The sequence below is a fragment of the Pseudomonas sp. LAP_36 genome, assembly GCF_019456785.1.
Classification (GTDB): Bacteria; Pseudomonadota; Gammaproteobacteria; order Pseudomonadales; family Pseudomonadaceae; genus Aquipseudomonas; species Aquipseudomonas tritici.
In genome coordinates this window covers 396488-413181 of record NZ_JAHZMS010000001.1, presented here as the reverse complement: position 1 = coordinate 413181, position 16694 = coordinate 396488, and the positions used below count along the sequence as shown (strand labels likewise).

At 60.5% G+C, this 16694-nt stretch carries 15 protein-coding genes; 6 read left to right on the top strand and 9 right to left on the bottom strand.

What is annotated here, in order from left to right; all coding sequences use genetic code 11:
- Nucleotides 1-5: 5 nt before the first annotated feature.
- Nucleotides 6-1328, bottom strand: coding sequence for an amidase (locus JBO08_RS01995; protein ID WP_220074563.1), 1323 nt, complete (start codon nucleotides 1326-1328; stop codon nucleotides 6-8).
- Between the two features lie 336 nt (nucleotides 1329-1664).
- On the opposite strand from JBO08_RS01995, the gene JBO08_RS01990 reads away from it, so the two are divergent.
- The 6 genes from JBO08_RS01990 (at nucleotide 1665) to cmoB (ending at nucleotide 8317) form a co-directional block, all read left to right on the top strand.
- Nucleotides 1665-2654, top strand: coding sequence for a GntR family transcriptional regulator (locus tag JBO08_RS01990; protein ID WP_065879562.1), 990 nt, complete (start codon nucleotides 1665-1667; stop codon nucleotides 2652-2654).
- A gap of 237 nt (nucleotides 2655-2891) precedes the next feature.
- Nucleotides 2892-5315, top strand: coding sequence for an endopeptidase La (gene lon, locus JBO08_RS01985; protein WP_065871758.1), 2424 nt, complete (start codon nucleotides 2892-2894; stop codon nucleotides 5313-5315).
- A 222-nt stretch (nucleotides 5316-5537) separates the two neighbouring features.
- Nucleotides 5538-5927 carry a protease inhibitor I42 family protein gene (locus JBO08_RS01980; RefSeq protein WP_065871757.1) on the top strand — a complete coding sequence of 130 codons (390 nt, stop codon included), beginning with the start codon at nucleotides 5538-5540 and terminating at the stop codon, nucleotides 5925-5927.
- Nucleotide 5928: 1 nt separating this feature from the next.
- Entirely contained in the window at nucleotides 5929-6585 is a 657-nt protein-coding gene (locus JBO08_RS01975; RefSeq protein WP_065871756.1) for a lysoplasmalogenase, read from the top strand.
- 35 nt (nucleotides 6586-6620) lie between these two features.
- Nucleotides 6621-7364, top strand: coding sequence for a carboxy-S-adenosyl-L-methionine synthase CmoA (gene cmoA, locus JBO08_RS01970; protein WP_049709823.1), 744 nt, complete (start codon nucleotides 6621-6623; stop codon nucleotides 7362-7364).
- Nucleotides 7361-8317 (top strand): tRNA 5-methoxyuridine(34)/uridine 5-oxyacetic acid(34) synthase CmoB, encoded by a 957-nt coding sequence (gene cmoB, locus JBO08_RS01965; protein ID WP_065945336.1) that lies wholly within the window; start codon nucleotides 7361-7363, stop codon nucleotides 8315-8317. The genes cmoA and cmoB overlap by 4 nt, the downstream gene beginning before the upstream one ends.
- Nucleotides 8318-8457: 140 nt before the next feature.
- Here cmoB and tadA read toward each other — a convergent pair whose 3' ends face one another.
- The 8 genes from tadA to lepA all read right to left on the bottom strand — a co-directional run bounded on the left by tadA (nucleotide 8458) and on the right by lepA (nucleotide 16543).
- A complete protein-coding gene (gene tadA, locus JBO08_RS01960) occupies nucleotides 8458-8955 on the bottom strand; it encodes a tRNA adenosine(34) deaminase TadA (protein WP_065871753.1) in 498 nt (165 codons plus the stop codon).
- Nucleotides 8955-10331, bottom strand: coding sequence for a multicopper oxidase family protein (locus JBO08_RS01955; protein WP_139113170.1), 1377 nt, complete (start codon nucleotides 10329-10331; stop codon nucleotides 8955-8957). The genes tadA and JBO08_RS01955 overlap by 1 nt, the downstream gene beginning before the upstream one ends.
- 170 nt (nucleotides 10332-10501) lie before the next feature.
- A complete protein-coding gene (pdxJ, locus tag JBO08_RS01950; RefSeq protein ID WP_065871751.1) occupies nucleotides 10502-11251 on the bottom strand; it encodes a pyridoxine 5'-phosphate synthase in 750 nt (249 codons plus the stop codon).
- Between the two features lie 51 nt (nucleotides 11252-11302).
- On the bottom strand, nucleotides 11303-11992 hold the full coding sequence (gene recO, locus JBO08_RS01945) for a DNA repair protein RecO (RefSeq protein ID WP_065879564.1): 690 nt from the start codon (nucleotides 11990-11992) through the stop codon (nucleotides 11303-11305).
- A gap of 157 nt (nucleotides 11993-12149) precedes the next feature.
- Nucleotides 12150-13052 carry a GTPase Era gene (era, locus tag JBO08_RS01940; RefSeq protein WP_029297473.1) on the bottom strand — a complete coding sequence of 301 codons (903 nt, stop codon included), beginning with the start codon at nucleotides 13050-13052 and terminating at the stop codon, nucleotides 12150-12152.
- Entirely contained in the window at nucleotides 13045-13734 is a 690-nt protein-coding gene (gene rnc / locus JBO08_RS01935) for a ribonuclease III (protein WP_017136295.1), read from the bottom strand. Before rnc ends, era begins: the two co-directional genes overlap by 8 nt.
- Nucleotides 13735-13886: 152 nt before the next feature.
- Nucleotides 13887-14738 (bottom strand): signal peptidase I, encoded by an 852-nt coding sequence (gene lepB / locus JBO08_RS01930; protein WP_049709829.1) that lies wholly within the window; start codon nucleotides 14736-14738, stop codon nucleotides 13887-13889.
- Between the two features lie 5 nt (nucleotides 14739-14743).
- Nucleotides 14744-16543: a translation elongation factor 4 gene (gene lepA / locus JBO08_RS01925; protein ID WP_003210439.1), complete on the bottom strand. Its 1800-nt coding sequence runs from the start codon at nucleotides 16541-16543 to the stop codon at nucleotides 14744-14746.
- Between the last annotated feature and the right edge of the window lie 151 nt (nucleotides 16544-16694).

The window sequence follows — 16694 nt, the reverse complement described above, 5'->3', positions numbered from 1 at the left end:
TCTCCTTAAACGTTAAGTACGGTTTCGACGGACAACGCCGCGCGCAGCAGGCGTGCGTCTTCTCCCGCCGGGGCACTGAGCAGCAGCCCGGTGGGCAGGCCCTGGGCATCGCGGCCGCTGGGCAGGGTCACGCCGGGCATGTCGAGCAGACTGCCGGGCATGGTCAGGCGCAGGGTGGCAAGGTTGGTTTTCACGAACAGGTCGTCGTCGGCTTCCAGCGGTGCCAATGCGGGCGCCACGTGGGCAACGGTTGGGGTGATGAGAATGGCGCCGTCGAGGTCATCGATCAGTTGCTGTTGCAGACGCCGACGCGCGTCGGTCAGGTGGATCAGTTGGCTGGCCGGCAGCGAACGCGCGGCTTCGAGGCGGCGGCGTACGCGAGGGTCGAGTTGTTCGGCGTCGCGGCTGTCGAGCAACCCTTGGTGCAGCGCGAAGGCTTCGAACGAGCCGAGCCAGCCGTGGTGGTTGATCAGGTCCAGGGTGGCCTGGAAGGTCGGGCATTCGCGCTCTTCGATCAGCGCACCTTGGGCCTTGAGTTGCTCGACTGCACGCAGCAGGTTGTTGCGCACAGCAGGCTCGACATCCTGTTGCGCCAATACGAAGCGTTGGCCCTTGAGGCTGCGGGCGTGGTGGGTTTGGGTGCGCCCATGCAGCAAATCGTCGATGGCCAAGGCGTCGCGCACACTGCGGGTCAGCGGGCCGAGGCTGTCGAGGGTGTGGGCCAGGGGGAATACGCCATCGCGGCTGTAGCGTCGGCTGCTGCTGCGATAACCGACCAGGCCGTTGAACGCCGACGGGATGCGGATCGACCCGGCGGTGTCGGTGCCCATGGCGATAGGAACGATCCCGGCCGCAACGGCCACTGCCGAACCGGACGACGAACCGCCAGGAATACGGGGTTGATCAGTGCCATGGGGGTTGTGCGGCGTGCCGAAATGCGGGTTCAGGCCCAAGCCTGAGTAGGCCAATTCGCTGAGGTTGGTCTTGCCCACACTGACCATCCCGGCGCGACACAACAGGCCCACAGTGGGCGCGTCGAGCAAAGCGGCAGGCGCATTGCGGCGATAGGCGGCGCCAGCAGTGGTGGTGCTGCCAGCCACATCGAACAGGTCTTTCCAGGCCAGCGGCACGCCATCGAACACGCTCAAGGGCTGGCCGGCGCGCCAACGGGCGGCGGCGGCGGCGGCTTCACGGCGGGCGCGCTCGCTGGTCAGGCTGATGAATACTGACGGCACCTGGCTTGCCCTCTCGAGTGCCTGTTCGAGGGCTTGAACCGGATCGCTGCGACCGCTGGCAAAATCCTCGGCCATTGAAGTGGCGTCTGACATCAAGATGACCCTCAAAAAACGTACATATTAATAAAATGTACATTTTACAAAAGCAGCTTTCGTGCCAGTCTCAAGTCAGGTGCTTTTGCACTGTGAGGGTTTTTCGCTGAGAGCAACGGGATAGATGGTTTTAATAGGCGCGAAAAAACCGCGTCTGAGCTAAGCGCAATGCTGCCAACGAAATAATGTACCTTTTATTAATAAGTACATTTTGGTGCAGAAAAGTAACATTCACAGTTTTCAGGCCCCAAAAAAGTGCCATCGACGTGGCCCAGAGTGACAGTGCAACTTATGAGAGAATCCCCGGCCACCGTCCTCCCTCCTTTAGAGAAATCGATGAAAGCAGTGTCCGCCTCGGCCTCTCGCTACGCGATGATTCACCAAGTGTTGCGTGACGCGATCGTCAACGGCACCGCTCGCCACGGCCTGGTTTTGCTGGAAGCGCCGTTGGCCGAACTGTTCGGTACCAGCCGTGTACCGGTGCGCAAGGCCCTGGACCTGCTGCACGCCGAAGGCCTGATCTGCCGCTTCAATGGCCGGGGTTACCTGATCAACCCTGAAGGCCTGGCAATGGAGCCGCTGCGCCTGCCTTTGAGCCACACACACTTGGGTCTTGATGGTAAGGATGAGCTGGTGGATACGCGGCCGCTGGGGGAACGTATCGTCGAGGAAATCGGCGCGGCGCTGTCCACCTGCATTGCCTTCGGCCATTACCGCCTGGATGAGCAAGCCGCCGCCGACCACTACGGCGTCAGCCGTGCAGTGGTGCGTGAAGCACTGATGCGCCTGCGCGATCGCGGCCTGGTGGAAAAGGAACCCTATTCCCAATGGCTGGCGGGGCCTTTGACGGCGCGGGAAGTCACCGAAGACTACGAACTGCGCGCCTGCCTGGAACCCGAAGCCCTGCGCCAGAGCGCGCCGAACCTCGATCGCGAGCTGCTTGAAGCCATGTTGCAACGCGTGCTGGCTGCCCAGGACAGCCCGCACTGCAGCCTTGAGGCCATCGAGCAGATCGAGGAAGACTTGCACCAGCACTGCCTGGCCGGCTTGCAGAATCGCAAGATCGCTGCACTGATCCGCCAGGGGCAGAGCCCGATGATCATCAGCCGGATTTTTTATCGGTTGCTGGGGATCGGCGCCGATCCGGCGATGTTGGCCGAACATCGGTTGATTCTTGAGCTCTTGTTGCATGGTGCGGTGGATGCAGCGGCGCTGAATCTGCGTGAGCATCTTCAGCGGGCACGCCAGCGCATGTTGCAACGGCTGAAGGTGCTCTCAGTCCTGCCAGAACAACCCTTGCCGACGTACTTGCACAAAATCAGCTGACCGTACGCAATACAAAATGTGGGAGCTGGCTTGTCGAATCGTCGAACCGCTGCGATAGCGGCGCATCAGCCACATCTTCATCAACTGACACACCGCCATCGCAGGCAAGCCAGCTCCCACAGGGGTACCACGGCGCTGTCGAGAATTTCATGCAATATGTTGCGATCTCGCCGCTGCCATTGAAACCACCGCCCCCCCGCCCCATCTAAGCACCATACTTCCTGATGCAGGTGCCCCATGAGCGACCAGCAAGAATTCCCTGATTACGACCTCAACGACTACGCCGATCCCGAAAACGCCGAGCACGCAGCGTCCTCCAACACCGGCCTGGCCCTACCCGGGCAAAACCTGCCGGACAAGGTCTACATCATCCCGATCCACAACCGGCCCTTCTTCCCGGCGCAAGTGTTGCCGGTGATCGTCAATGAAGAGCCGTGGGCCGAGACCCTGGAGCTGGTGAGCAAATCCGACCACCACTCCCTGGCCCTGTTCTTCATGGACACCCCGCCGGAAGACCCGCGCCACTTCGACACTTCCAGCCTGCCGCTGTACGGCACGCTGGTGAAGGTGCACCACGCCAGCCGCGAAAACGGCAAGCTGCAATTCGTGGCCCAGGGCCTGACCCGCGTGCGCATCAAGACCTGGCTCAAGCACCACCGCCCACCGTACCTGGTGGAAGTCGAATACCCGCACCAGCCCTCGGAGCCGACCGACGAGGTCAAGGCCTACGGCATGGCGCTGATCAATGCGATCAAGGAACTGCTGCCGCTTAACCCGCTGTACAGCGAAGAGTTGAAGAACTACCTCAACCGCTTCAGCCCCAACGACCCGTCGCCGCTCACCGACTTCGCCGCCGCGTTGACCTCGGCCACCGGCAACGAATTGCAGGAAGTGCTGGACTGCGTGCCCATGCTCAAGCGCATGGAAAAAGTGCTGCCGATGCTGCGCAAAGAAGTCGAAGTTGCGCGCCTGCAAAAAGAACTCTCCGCTGAAGTGAACCGCAAGATCGGCGAGCACCAGCGCGAGTTCTTCCTCAAGGAACAGCTCAAGGTCATCCAGCAGGAGCTGGGCTTGACCAAGGACGACCGCAGTGCGGATGTCGAGCAGTTCGAGCAACGCCTGGAAAGCAAAGTACTGCCGGCCCAGGCGAAAAAACGCATCGATGAAGAACTGAACAAACTGTCGATCCTCGAAACCGGCTCGCCGGAATACGCGGTGACACGCAATTACCTGGACTGGGCCACCTCGGTACCGTGGGGCGTGTTTGGCGAGGATAAACTCGACCTGAAACATGCGCGCAAGGTGCTGGACAAGCACCACGCAGGCCTGGATGACATCAAGAGTCGCATCCTCGAATTCCTCGCGGTGGGCGCCTATAAAGGCGAAGTCGCCGGTTCCATCGTGCTGCTGGTCGGCCCGCCGGGCGTGGGCAAGACCAGCGTTGGTAAATCCATCGCCGAGTCGCTGGGACGGCCCTTCTACCGCTTCAGCGTCGGCGGCATGCGCGACGAGGCCGAGATCAAGGGCCATCGCCGCACCTACATCGGCGCCATGCCCGGCAAGCTGGTGCAGGCGCTCAAAGATGTGGAAGTGATGAACCCGGTAATCATGCTCGACGAGATCGACAAGATGGGCCAGAGCTTCCAGGGCGACCCGGCGTCAGCACTGTTGGAAACCCTCGACCCCGAGCAAAACGTCGAATTCCTCGACCACTACTTGGACCTGCGCCTGGACCTGTCCAAAGTGCTGTTCGTGTGCACCGCCAACACCCTGGACTCCATCCCTGGCCCGCTGCTGGACCGCATGGAAGTGATTCGCCTGTCGGGCTATATCACCGAAGAAAAAGTCGCCATTGCCAAGCGCCATCTGTGGCCCAAGCAGCTGCAAAAAGCCGGCGTGTCGAAAAACACCCTGACCATCAGCGACGGCGCGTTGCGCGCGTTGATCGACGGCTATGCCCGCGAAGCCGGTGTGCGCCAGCTGGAGAAACAGCTAGGCAAACTGGTGCGCAAGGCTGTGGTCAAGCTGCTGGATGAGCCGGATCTGGTGATCAAGATCGGCAACAAAGACCTGGAAAGCTCACTGGGTGTACCGGTGTTCCGCAATGAGCAGGTGCTGTCCGGCACCGGCGTGATCACCGGCCTGGCGTGGACCAGCATGGGCGGCGCGACGCTGCCGATTGAGGCGACACGTATCCATACGCTCAATCGCGGCTTCAAGCTCACCGGGCAGTTGGGTGAAGTGATGAAAGAATCGGCCGAAATTGCCTACAGCTACATCAGCTCGAACCTGAAGTCGTTTGGCGGTGATCCGAAATTCTTTGACGAAGCCTTCGTGCACTTGCACGTACCGGAAGGTGCCACGCCGAAAGACGGCCCGAGCGCCGGGGTGACCATGGCCAGTGCGCTGTTGTCGCTGGCACGTAACCAGCCGCCGAAAAAAGGCGTGGCCATGACCGGTGAGCTGACGTTGACCGGGCATGTACTGCCGATTGGCGGGGTGCGCGAAAAGGTGATTGCGGCGCGGCGTCAGAAGATTCATGAGCTGATCCTGCCGGAGCCAAATCGGGGCAGTTTTGAGGAGTTGCCGGAATACCTGAAGGAAGGGATGACGGTGCACTTTGCCAAGCGGTTTGCGGATGTGGCGAAGGTGCTCTTCTGACAGATCTGTAGTGAGCGGGCTTGCCCCGCGCTGGGTGGCGAAGCCGCCCCAACCCAGGCACCCAGTTTTTCCAGTTAAAACGAGGTGCACGGTTTTAGGGCGGCTTCGCCACCCAGCGCGGGGCAAGCCCGCTCACTACAACAAGTCAGGTCTAGCCCATCTGTCACACCTTGTCCCATCTTCGGTTATGCTCGCCCTTCGTCGCCAATCAACGGAGCCCTCATGACCGCTGCTCGCCTGCTTCTCCCCTTGAGCCTTGCCCTGCTGGCCGCCTGCGCCAGCGCCCCCAAGCAAAACGTCAGCGTGGACAACCAGAGCGCCTGCCCGCTTCAGCTTAAAACCGGACAAAACCTGATCCTCACCCTGCCGAGCAACCCCACCACGGGTTACCGCTGGGCCATCCAGGATTCCGCTGGCGGTGTGTTGCGCGCCTTGAGCCCTGAGGTCTACAGCAGCTCGGAATCCGGCGTGGTCGGCGGCGGTGGCCAGTCCACCTGGCGCTTCCAGGCCTTCGCGGCCGGCCAGGGGCGCCTGCGCCTGACCTCCCAGCAACCCTGGGAGCCGGAAGCCGAACCCGCCGAAACGTTCGACTGCGCCATCACGGTGAACTGATATGCCATGGCTGATTCTTGCGTTGATGGGCGCCGGCACTTTCATCTACGGATTGACCACCCATGCCACGTTGCTGTGCCTGCTGGTCAAGCCGCTGCCGGTCCTCGCGCTGTTGGGCTGGCTGCATGATGCGCCGCCCAGCGACTATCGACGCTGGATCAGCCTGGGGCTGATTTTTTCCCTGGTGGGCGATGTATTACTCGCCTGGCCAGGCGACCTGTTTATCTTTGGCCTGGGCGCGTTTCTGTTTGCACACTTGGCGTATCTGAAAGCTTATTTCAGCGACTGCCGCCGTCTTGCACTGCTGCCGCTGGTATTGGCGCTGGGCGTGGGCGCGGTCCTGCTGAGCATCCTGATCTCCCATGGCCTGGGCGACCTTCTGATTCCAGTGGTGGTTTATGCCCTGGTGATCAGTGCCATGCTCTGGCGTGCGTTGGCACGGCTGGGCAGTGACGTGCCGAAACGTTCGGCATGGCTGGCAGCGGCGGGTGCGGCGTCGTTTGTGTTTTCCGACACGCTGATAGGCATCAACCGGTTCGTGGTGACGTTTGAAGCCGCGCCGTATTTGTTGATCAGCACGTATTGGCTTGGCCAGTGGGGCATTACCGCCTCGGCTTTCCATCAGACAACCCGCGCACACGAGGGCCAACTTGGCTAAAATGCCGGGCTTTCCCCCTCGTCGCCGGAACAACCGTGAGCAAAGAACCCGATCGCCTATTCGCCCAGCCCCTGCCCCAGGTGCCGGACTTCGCCTTTAACGAGGACGTGGTGCGGGTGTTCCCGGACATGATCAAGCGCTCGGTGCCGGGTTATCCGACCATTGTCGAAAACCTCGGCGTGCTCGCGGCGCAGTTTGCCCAGCCGGGCAGCGTGCTGTACGACCTGGGCTCGTCCCTCGGTGCAGTGACCCAAGCCCTGCGCCGCCATGTACGCACGGATGGGTGCCGGGTGATTGCGGTGGATAACTCGGCGGCGATGGTGGAGCGCTGCCGCGAGTACCTCAATGGCCAGGATTCGATGTTCCAGGAGTTGCTGCCGGTCGAGGTCATCGAGGGCGATATTCTCGCGCTGCAATTCCAACCGGCCTCAGTGGTTGCACTCAACTTCACCCTGCAATTTATCGCACCGGATGAACGCCTGGCCTTGCTCTCGCGTATCCGCCAGTCGCTGCTGCCAGGCGGTGCGCTGATCCTCTCGGAAAAGCTGCGCTTCAATGACCTTGAAGAACACGCGCTACTCACCGACCTGCATATCGCGTTCAAACGCGCCAACGGCTACAGCGAACTGGAAATTGCCCAGAAGCGCAGCGCCATCGAAAACGTCATGAAGCCCGACAGCCTCGAAGAACACCGCGAACGCCTGCTGGCAGCGGGGTTCTCGAAAGTCGTGCCGTGGTTCCAGTGTCTTAACTTTGCCTCGTTGATTGCCCTGCCATGATTGATCTCTCCCCCCTTGCCCGCCACTTGGTGGGCACTCCTTTGGCCGTTTGGGCCCAGGGCCTGCAAGCGCAACTCGATAGCAAGATGGAGAAAGGTCATGGCGACCTGGAGCGTTGGCAGAGTGCGTTGGATGCCTTACCGAAAATCATGCCCAGCGAAGTCGATTTGCTGAATGACCTGACCCTCGACACTGCCTGCGACGACGCTACCCGCGCGCAAATGCACACCGCGTTGATGGGCCTGAGCCCGTGGCGCAAAGGTCCGTTCCACTTGTTCGGCGTGCATGTCGATACCGAATGGCGTTCGGACTGGAAGTGGTCGCGGGTCGCACCGCACCTGGATCTGAAAGGCAAGCGCATCCTTGATGTCGGCTGCGGCAATGGCTACTACATGTGGCGCATGCTCGGCGCCGGCGCGGACAGCGTGATTGGGGTCGATCCGAACTGGTTGTTCTTCTGCCAGTTCCAGGCGGTGCAGCGTTACCTGTCCGAACCCAAAGCCTGGCACTTGCCGTTCCCGTTCGAAGACTTGCCGTCGAATCTGGAAGGGTTCGACACGGTGTTTTCCATGGGCGTGTTCTATCACCGCCGCTCGCCGATCGAGCACTTGTTGGCGCTGAAAGACACACTGGTCAAAGGCGGTGAACTGGTCCTGGAAACCTTGGTGGTGGAAGGCGATCAGCAGCAAGTGCTGGTGCCGGAAGACCGCTATGCGCAGATGCGTAACGTATGGTTCCTGCCGTCGGTGCCGGCGTTGATGCTGTGGCTGCGCCGTGCTGGGTTCAGCGATGTGCGCTGTGTGGATGTGAGCGTGACCACGGTTGAAGAACAGCGCGGGACCGAGTGGATGAAGTTTCAGTCGCTGAGTGATTTTCTTGATCCGGAGGATCACAGCAAGACGATTGAAGGTTTGCCGGCGCCGATGCGCGCGGTGATCATCGCCAAGAAGTAACCTTCAATCTGCCTGCCAAGTGGAGATCAAAAATGTGGGAGCGGTCTTGCTCGCGAATGCGGTGTATCAGTCACACATGTACCGACTGACCCACTGCATTCGCGAACAAGCCCGCTCCCACATTTGCTCACCCGTGTTCTTTAGAGTGCGGGCTTGGCCCGCCGGGCCTTAAAGAACTCACTCAGCACCGTCCCGCATTCCTCAGCCAACACCCCACCTTCAAACAACACCCGGTGATTCAGAAATCCCTGGGTAAAAAACTGCCCCTGGCTTTGCACAATCCCCGCCTTGGGCTCCAGCGCGCCATACACCACCCGCGCAACACGCGAATGCACGATCACGCCGGCGCACATGCTGCACGGTTCCAGCGTCACATACAGCGTGCTGCCGACCAGGCGGTAGTTGCTGATCGCTTGCGCGGCGGCGCGGATGGCGACCATTTCAGCATGCGCGCTGGGGTCATTGCCGCTGATCGGGCAGTTGAAGCCACGGCCGATGATCTCGCCATCTTGTACGAGCACTGCGCCGACGGGCACTTCGCCGAGTGCAGCGCCCTGGGCAGCAAGGGCCAGGGCTTCACGCATGAAGTCCTGGTCGCGGCTGCGGTCGATGATCGCCGCTGGGCGAAACTGGCGCATCACGCCACCTCGATGGCGGCCATCAGGCCGGTTTCCATGTGGTCGATCACATGGCAATGGAACATCCACACCCCCGGGTTATCCGCCACCAAGGCCACGCGGGCGCGTTCGTTTTTGCCCAACAAGTAGGTGTCGGTGAAGTACGGGATCACCTTGTGGCGGTTCGAGGCGATCACCTTGAAGCTCATGCCATGCAGGTGGATCGGATGCTGGTACTGGGTCATGTTCTTCAATTCGAAAATGTAGCTCTTGCCCTTTTCCAGCTTGGCAATCGGGCGGTCGGCACAGGTTTTGTCTGTGATGTCCCACGCCTTGCCGTTGATCTGCCACAGGCTTGGTGGCTTGCCATCATCGACTGAAACGCTGCCAACCCATTCGAAATTGAAGTTGAGTTTCTCCGCATTGGCCAGGTCCGGTTCGCTGATCGGGTTGGCGGGCAACGCGGGCGGCCACTCACTCGGTGCATCGGAGTTGGCCACCGAACGAAACGTACCGAGGCGCACCGGGCCGTTGCGGATCGACAGTTCTTCACCGGCAGGCGGTGCCTTGATCGCCAGGCAAATGCGCATGCCGGGGCCCAACCAGTATTCCTTGCCCAGCGGGCGTGGCTCGATAGGGTTGCCGTCCAGCGCGTAGATCTGCGCTTCAACGTCTGGAATATTGATGCGATAGGTCAAGGTGTTGTCGAGGTTGAGCAGGCGCACACGGGTGATCTGCCCCGCAGGCAAATCGATGACCGCCTGGGACACGCCATTGATCGTCGACAAACGCCCCGCGGTGCCGCCACGCGCCGCTTCACGCGGGATGCTGAAGGCCACGAAAGCGCCCTCTTCGTCGACGTGCCAGCTTTTCAGGCTCAGGGTGCGTTCGTGTTTGAAACCGGTAGGCTCGCGTTCTTCGATGATCAGCGGGCCGACCAGGCCACGGCCCAGTTCTTCACTGCTGTTCACATGGGGGTGATACCAGTAGCTGCCGGCGTCCGGCACGCGGAATTTGTAATCGAAATATTCACCGGGCAGTACCGGCAGTTGCGAGACGTAGGGCACGCCGTCCATTTCCAACGGCAGGCGGATGCCATGCCAGTGGATGGTGGTGGCGACGGGCAGATGGTTGATAAAGCGCACCCGCAGCCACTCACCCTGGCGCACGCGCAACTCGGTGCCCGGCGCTGAGGGGCCGAATGCCCAGGCTTCGGTCTTGTGGCCCGGTACCAACTCGACGTCCAAGGGTGCCGCGATCAGTTCGTAATCGTGCCCGGCCTCAGCCTCGGCGACTTTCCCCAGCCAGTAGCGGTAGGCGCCACCGGCCCCCACACCCACTACGGCCAGGCCTGCAAGACCACCCAGGATTTGTCGACGGGAAAAGGATCGGGACACAACAACCTCACGTATCTGCCGCAGAGCCAGGGCCTGCAAAGGGCAGATACGATACACCTGCACCGGCTGTAGGAGCGAGCTTGCTCGCGAAAAACTCGAAGGCCCCCCGGACATTCAGGCAACCCACGTCATCGTTGAAGTTTTTCGCGAGCAAGCTCGCTCCTACAGTGTCAGCGTTTCATTGTGGCGGCCGCCAGGATCAGCGCTTTCATCTCGGCCACGGCACCTTTGAAACCGACGAACAACGCGTGCGCCACCAAGGCGTGGCCGATGTTCAGCTCGTTGATGCCCTTGATCGCAGCCACGGCCTCGACGTTATGGTAGTGCAAACCGTGGCCGGCGTTGACGATCAGGCCTTCCTTGAGGCCGCAGTTCACACCGTCAATGATGCGTTGCAGTTCGTCGGCGACTTCGGTCGGTGTGGTAGCGTCGGCGTAACGGCCGGTGTGCAGTTCGATGGCCGGCGCACCGACACGGCGCGAGGCTTCGATCTGGCGCTCGTCGGCGTCGATGAACAGCGAGACTTCGCTGCCGATCTTCGACAAGCGCTCTACCGCAGCCTTGATCCTTGCCTCCTGGCCCGCCACGTCGAGGCCGCCTTCGGTGGTCAGTTCCTGACGAGTCTCCGGGACCAGGCAGATGTGCGCCGGGCGGATGCGCTCGGCGAACTGCATCATTTCTTCGGTGACGCCCATCTCGAAGTTCATGCGGGTTTGCAGCACGTCCTTGAGCACCAGCACGTCGCGCTCCTGGATATGGCGGCGGTCTTCACGCAGGTGCACGGTGATGCCGTCGGCGCCCGCTTCTTCGGCGTCCAGCGCGGCCTTGACCGGGTCAGGGTAACGGGTGCCCCGGGCCTGGCGCAGGGTGGCGACGTGGTCGATGTTGACGCCAAGAAGAATGCGATTGCTGGTGGTCACGGAAGCGCTCCTGAATAGGGAAAGAAACGCTGCACAGCATACACGGGGTTGTCAGGGCTTTCGAAACAACTCGCGGCTGACCAGCGGCCGCCCGCCCAGGTGCACGGCCAGCGCTTGGCGCATCAGGCGCTTGGCGGCGGACAAAGCACCCGGGGCGCTCCAATCGGCTTCGCTCATCGCCAGCAACTCGGTGCCCTGGAACAGGCCAGGTTGCAGCAGGTACACGCGCTCAAGGCCGGCATCGACTTGCAGGCGATACATGCCGTCGGCGGCGATGGGGTCGCCGTGCAGGTCGTTGGCGAGTTCGAAGCCGTAGCCCAGGTCGTCGAGCAGGCGCCATTCAAAAGCGCGCAGCAGCGGCTCCAGCGGGCGGCCTTCGGCGAGGGCGAGCAAGGTGGCGGCGTAGTGATCGAAGACGCTCGGGTGCGGGTCTTCGGCGGGCAGTAGGCGGATCAGCAGTTCGTTGAGGTAGAGGCCGCTGAACAACGCATCACCGTTGAGCCAGGCCGACGTACCGACGCTCTCGAGCCGCCCAACGTTTTTCAGCTCGCCCTTGCCGCGAAATTCCACGTCCAGCGCCACGAATGGCCTTGCCAGCGTGCCGGCCTTGCCACGCGCGCTGCGCAATACCGCGCGCAGGCGACCTTGAGGCGTGAGAAAGTCCACCAGGGCGCTGGTCTCGCGGTAGGCACGGCTGTGCAGGACGTAGGCGAGTTGGCTGGGGGGTGGGGATTGGGACATGGAAGTCTCTTCGCAGAACTTAAGAACAGCGACAAACCAATGTGGGAGCTGGCTTGCCTGCGATGCAGGCACCTCGGTTTTTCAATTGCACCGAGGTGATGCTATCGCAGGCAAGCCAGCTCCCACACAAGCCCGCTCCCACAAAGGTATGCGGTGTTTACAGGTCGCCGTAGCCCAGCGAGCGCAGTGCACGCTCATCATCGGACCAACCACCCTTAACCTTCACCCACAGGTTGAGCATGATCTTGGAATCGAACAACAACTCCATGTCCTTGCGCGCTTCGGTACCGATGCGCTTAATGCGCTCGCCCTTGTCGCCAATGATGATTTTCTTCTGGCCGTCACGTTCGACGAGGATCAGCGCATGGATGTGCAAGGTCTTGCCCTGCTGCTTGAACTCTTCGATTTCGACGGTGATCTGGTACGGCAGCTCGGCCCCCATCTGGCGCATTATTTTCTCGCGGACCAGTTCGGCGGCGAGGAAACGGCTGCTGCGGTCGGTGATCTGGTCTTCCGGGAAGAAGTGCTCGTTCTCCGGCAGGTAGCCGGCGATCACGCGTTCCAGGGCTTCGAGGTTATGCCCGTGCTGGGCCGAGATCGGCATGATCTGGGCGTTCGGCAGTTGTTCCTGCAGCCAGCTCAGGTGCGGCATCAGTTCGGCTTTGTCTTCGATACGGTCGGTCTTGTTCAGCGCGACGATCAAGGGGCCGGTTACGTATTGCACACGCTCGAGGACCATCTGGTCTTCATCAGTCCACTTGGTGCGGTCGACCACGAAGATCACCACGTCGACGTCTTTCAACGCCGCCGAAGCGGTTTTGTTCATGTAGCGGTTAAGCGCTTTCTCGCCGCCTTTGTGCATGCCCGGGGTGTCGACGTAGACCGCTTGTACGTTGCCTTCGGTCTTGATGCCCAGCATGTTGTGGCGAGTCGTCTGCGGCTTGCGCGAGGTGATCGCGAGCTTCTGGCCGAGGATGTGGTTGAGCAGCGTGGACTTGCCCACATTGGGGCGGCCAACGATGGCAACATAGCCACAGCGTGTTGCGGTTGAATCAGTCATGGCCATTCTCCACGCCCAGGGCAATCAGTGCTGCAGCGGCCGCTACCTGTTCGGCAATACGACGGCTCACACCCTGACCTCGGCTTTTTTCATTCAGTAAGGTGATTTCACATTCCACGAAGAACACGCGGCAATGCGGCTCACCCTGGATATCCACCACTTCGTAACGTGGCAGTTCGCAACCACGGGACTGCAGGTATTCCTGCAGGCGGGTCTTGGGATCTTTGTTGGTGTCGACCAGCGTCAGGCTTTCGATTTCCGAGGCCAGCCAGGCGACCACGCGCTCCTTGGCTGTCTCCATACCTGCATCGAGGTAGATCGCACCGATCAACGCTTCCAGGGCATCCGCCAGGATCGACTCGCGACGGAAGCCACCGCTTTTCAATTCACCGGAACCCAGTCGCAGGTATTCGCCCAGGCCGAAACCACGGGCCAGCACGGCCAGGGTCTCGCCTTTCACAAGGCGTGCACGCAAGCGCGACAGCTGGCCTTCGCGCGCTTGAGGGAAACGTTCGAAGAGCGCCTCACCGGCGGCAAAGTTAAGGATGGCATCACCGAGGAATTCCAGGCGCTCGTTGTTGCGCCCAGCAAAGCTGCGGTGTGTGAGGGCAAGGACCATCAATTCCTGGTCCTTGAAGGTGTAGCCGAGCTGGCGCTCGAGACGACTTAAAGAAACGCTCACGGTTTACCCATATCTGTTTGGTGGCACCGGCGGCCATCGACGATTGACGCAGTGTTCAAATTCAAATCCTGGTTGGTGCTGCATGGGGCCGGGCAAATAATTGTCCCAGCCCCAGAAAAGCATTCGGCGCTGTGTTCACAGCGCCGCCTGTATTACTTGATCAGCCCGACCCGCGAGAAGTTCGGCAGGTGGCTGAGTTTGGACTCCGGCCAACTCATCCAGACCGCGAAGGCCTTGCCGACGATATTTTCGTCGGGGACCATGCCCAGCAAGTCCTTGGGAATAGCGGGATCATTCCAATAGCGGCTGTCATTGGAGTTGTCACGGTTGTCGCCCATCATGAAGTAGTGCCCGGCAGGCACTTTCCACTCACCGTCAGGCTGGCGGTAGCGCGACATTTCCTTGCGGATCTCATGCTCTACCGCGCCGAGTTTTTCCTGGTACAGCTCGGCGCTGCCCAGGGAACTTGGCTCGGAGCCGAGCAGCTTCTCGGCCACCGACTCACCGTTGATCAACAGACGCTTGTCGCCCGTGTAGCGAATCACATCGCCCGGCAGGCCGATCACGCGCTTGATGTAGTTGACGTTCGGGTCGCTCGGGAAACGGAACACCATCACATCGCCGCGCTGCGGGTCACCAATTTCGATGACCTTCTTGTCGATCACCGGCAGGCGAATCCCGTAGGCAAACTTGTTCACCAGAATGAAGTCGCCCACGTCCAGGGTTGGTTTCATCGACCCCGAAGGAATCTGAAACGGCTCCACCAGGAACGAACGCAGCACCAGCACGATGAACAATACCGGGAAGAACGACTTGCCGTATTCAACCAGCAAAGGCTCTTTGTTGAGCTTCTCGACCACCACGGCATCGGGCTGGCTGACGCTGCCCTGATACGAAGCGATAGCCGCCCGCCGACGCGGGGCGAAGAACACCAGATCAAGCAACGCCAGGAGGCCACAAACGGCAACGGCGATGACCAGCAACAGCGGGAAATTTAGTGACATAGGACCTAACTATCCAACCTGAGCACCGCAAGGAAGGCTTCTTGTGGAATTTCCACGTTGCCCACTTGCTTCATGCGTTTTTTACCGGCCTTTTGCTTCTCAAGCAGCTTGCGCTTACGGCTTACGTCACCGCCGTAGCATTTGGCCAGTACGTTCTTTCTGAGTGCCTTGACGGAGGTCCGTGCAATGATCTGCCCGCCGATGGCGGCCTGGATCGCGACGTCGAACATCTGGCGCGGAATCAGTTCTTTCATCTTCTCGGTCAACTGGCGACCTTTATAGTGCGCATTGTCCTTGTGCACGATCAGTGCCAGGGCATCGACCTTGTCGCCGTTGATCAACACATCCAGCTTCACCAGATTAGCCGACTGGTAACGGTCGAAATGGTAATCCAGCGAAGCATAGCCGCGACTGGTGGATTTGAGACGGTCGAAGAAGTCCAGCACCACTTCGTTCATCGGCAAATCATAGGTCACTTGCACCTGGGTACCGAGGAACAGCATGTCGTGCTGTACGCCACGTTTTTCGATACACAGGGTAATGACGTTGCCCAGGTGTTCCTGCGGCACAAGAATATTGGCGCGCACGATCGGTTCGCGCATGTCTTCGATGGAAGACAGGTCTGGAAGCTTCGACGGGTTATCGACGTAAATCGTTTCACCGGTTTTCAACGCCAGCTCAAAAATAACCGTTGGCGCGGTGGTGATCAGGTCCAGGTCGTATTCGCGCTCAAGGCGCTCCTGGATGATCTCCATGTGCAGCATGCCGAGGAAGCCGCAGCGGAAGCCGAAGCCCAGGGCGTCGGAGCTTTCCGGGGTGTACTGCAACGACGAGTCGTTGAGGGTCAGCTTTTGCAGGGCTTCGCGGAAGTCTTCGAAGTCGTCGGAGCTGACCGGGAACAGGCCGGCGTAGACCTGCGGCTGGATGCGTTTGAAACCCGGCAGCACGTCGACGTCAGGGGTGGAGCTCAAGGTCAGGGTGTCACCGACCGGCGCACCGTGGATGTCCTTGATACCGGCAATGATGAAGCCTACTTCACCGGCTTTCAGATCAGTGGTAGCCGTGTGCTTGGGGTTGAACACACCGACGCTGTCCACTAGGTGGATCTTGCCGGTGGACTTGACCAAGATCTTGTCGCCCTTTTTCACACGGCCATGGCGTACGCGTACCAGGGAAACAACGCCCAGGTAGTTGTCGAACCAGGAGTCGATGATCAACGCTTGCAGCGGATCTTCGTAGTTGCCGGTGGGGGCGGGAATGGTCTTGACCAGGCGCTCAAGCACTTCGTCGACGCCCAGGCCGGTCTTGGCGCTGCACTCGACGGCGTCAGTGGCGTCAATGCCAATGATTTTTTCGATTTCTTCTTTGACGCGGTCCGGATCGGCTTGTGGCAAGTCGATCTTGTTCAGCACCGGCATCACTTCCAGGCCTTGCTCGATGGCGGTGTAGCAGTTGGCTACGGACTGGGCTTCAACACCCTGACCCGCGTCCACCACCAGCAATGCGCCTTCGCAGGCCGCCAGGGAACGGCTGACTTCATAGGTGAAGTCGACGTGGCCCGGGGTGTCAATGAAGTTCAGCTGGTACTTGATACCGTCTTTGGCGGTGTAGTACAGGGTGACGCTGTGGGCCTTGATGGTGATCCCGCGCTCGCGTTCGAGGTCCATGGAATCCAGCACCTGGGCTTCCATTTCACGCTCGGCAAGGCCGCCGCACATCTGGATGAATCGATCGGCCAGCGTCGACTTACCATGGTCAATGTGGGCGATGATGGAGAAATTGCGGATATGACTCAAATCACTCACGGATCAACACTCAAAAAGGCTGCAGGCAGATTGCCCGCTGAAAAATAGCCGGGAATTGTACCTGATGCTCAGGCCAGGCGTCATCTTTGCTGACCAGAACAAAAATGCCCCGAACTCTCGACCGGGGCATTTTTTGTTCATAAGCGTGGTA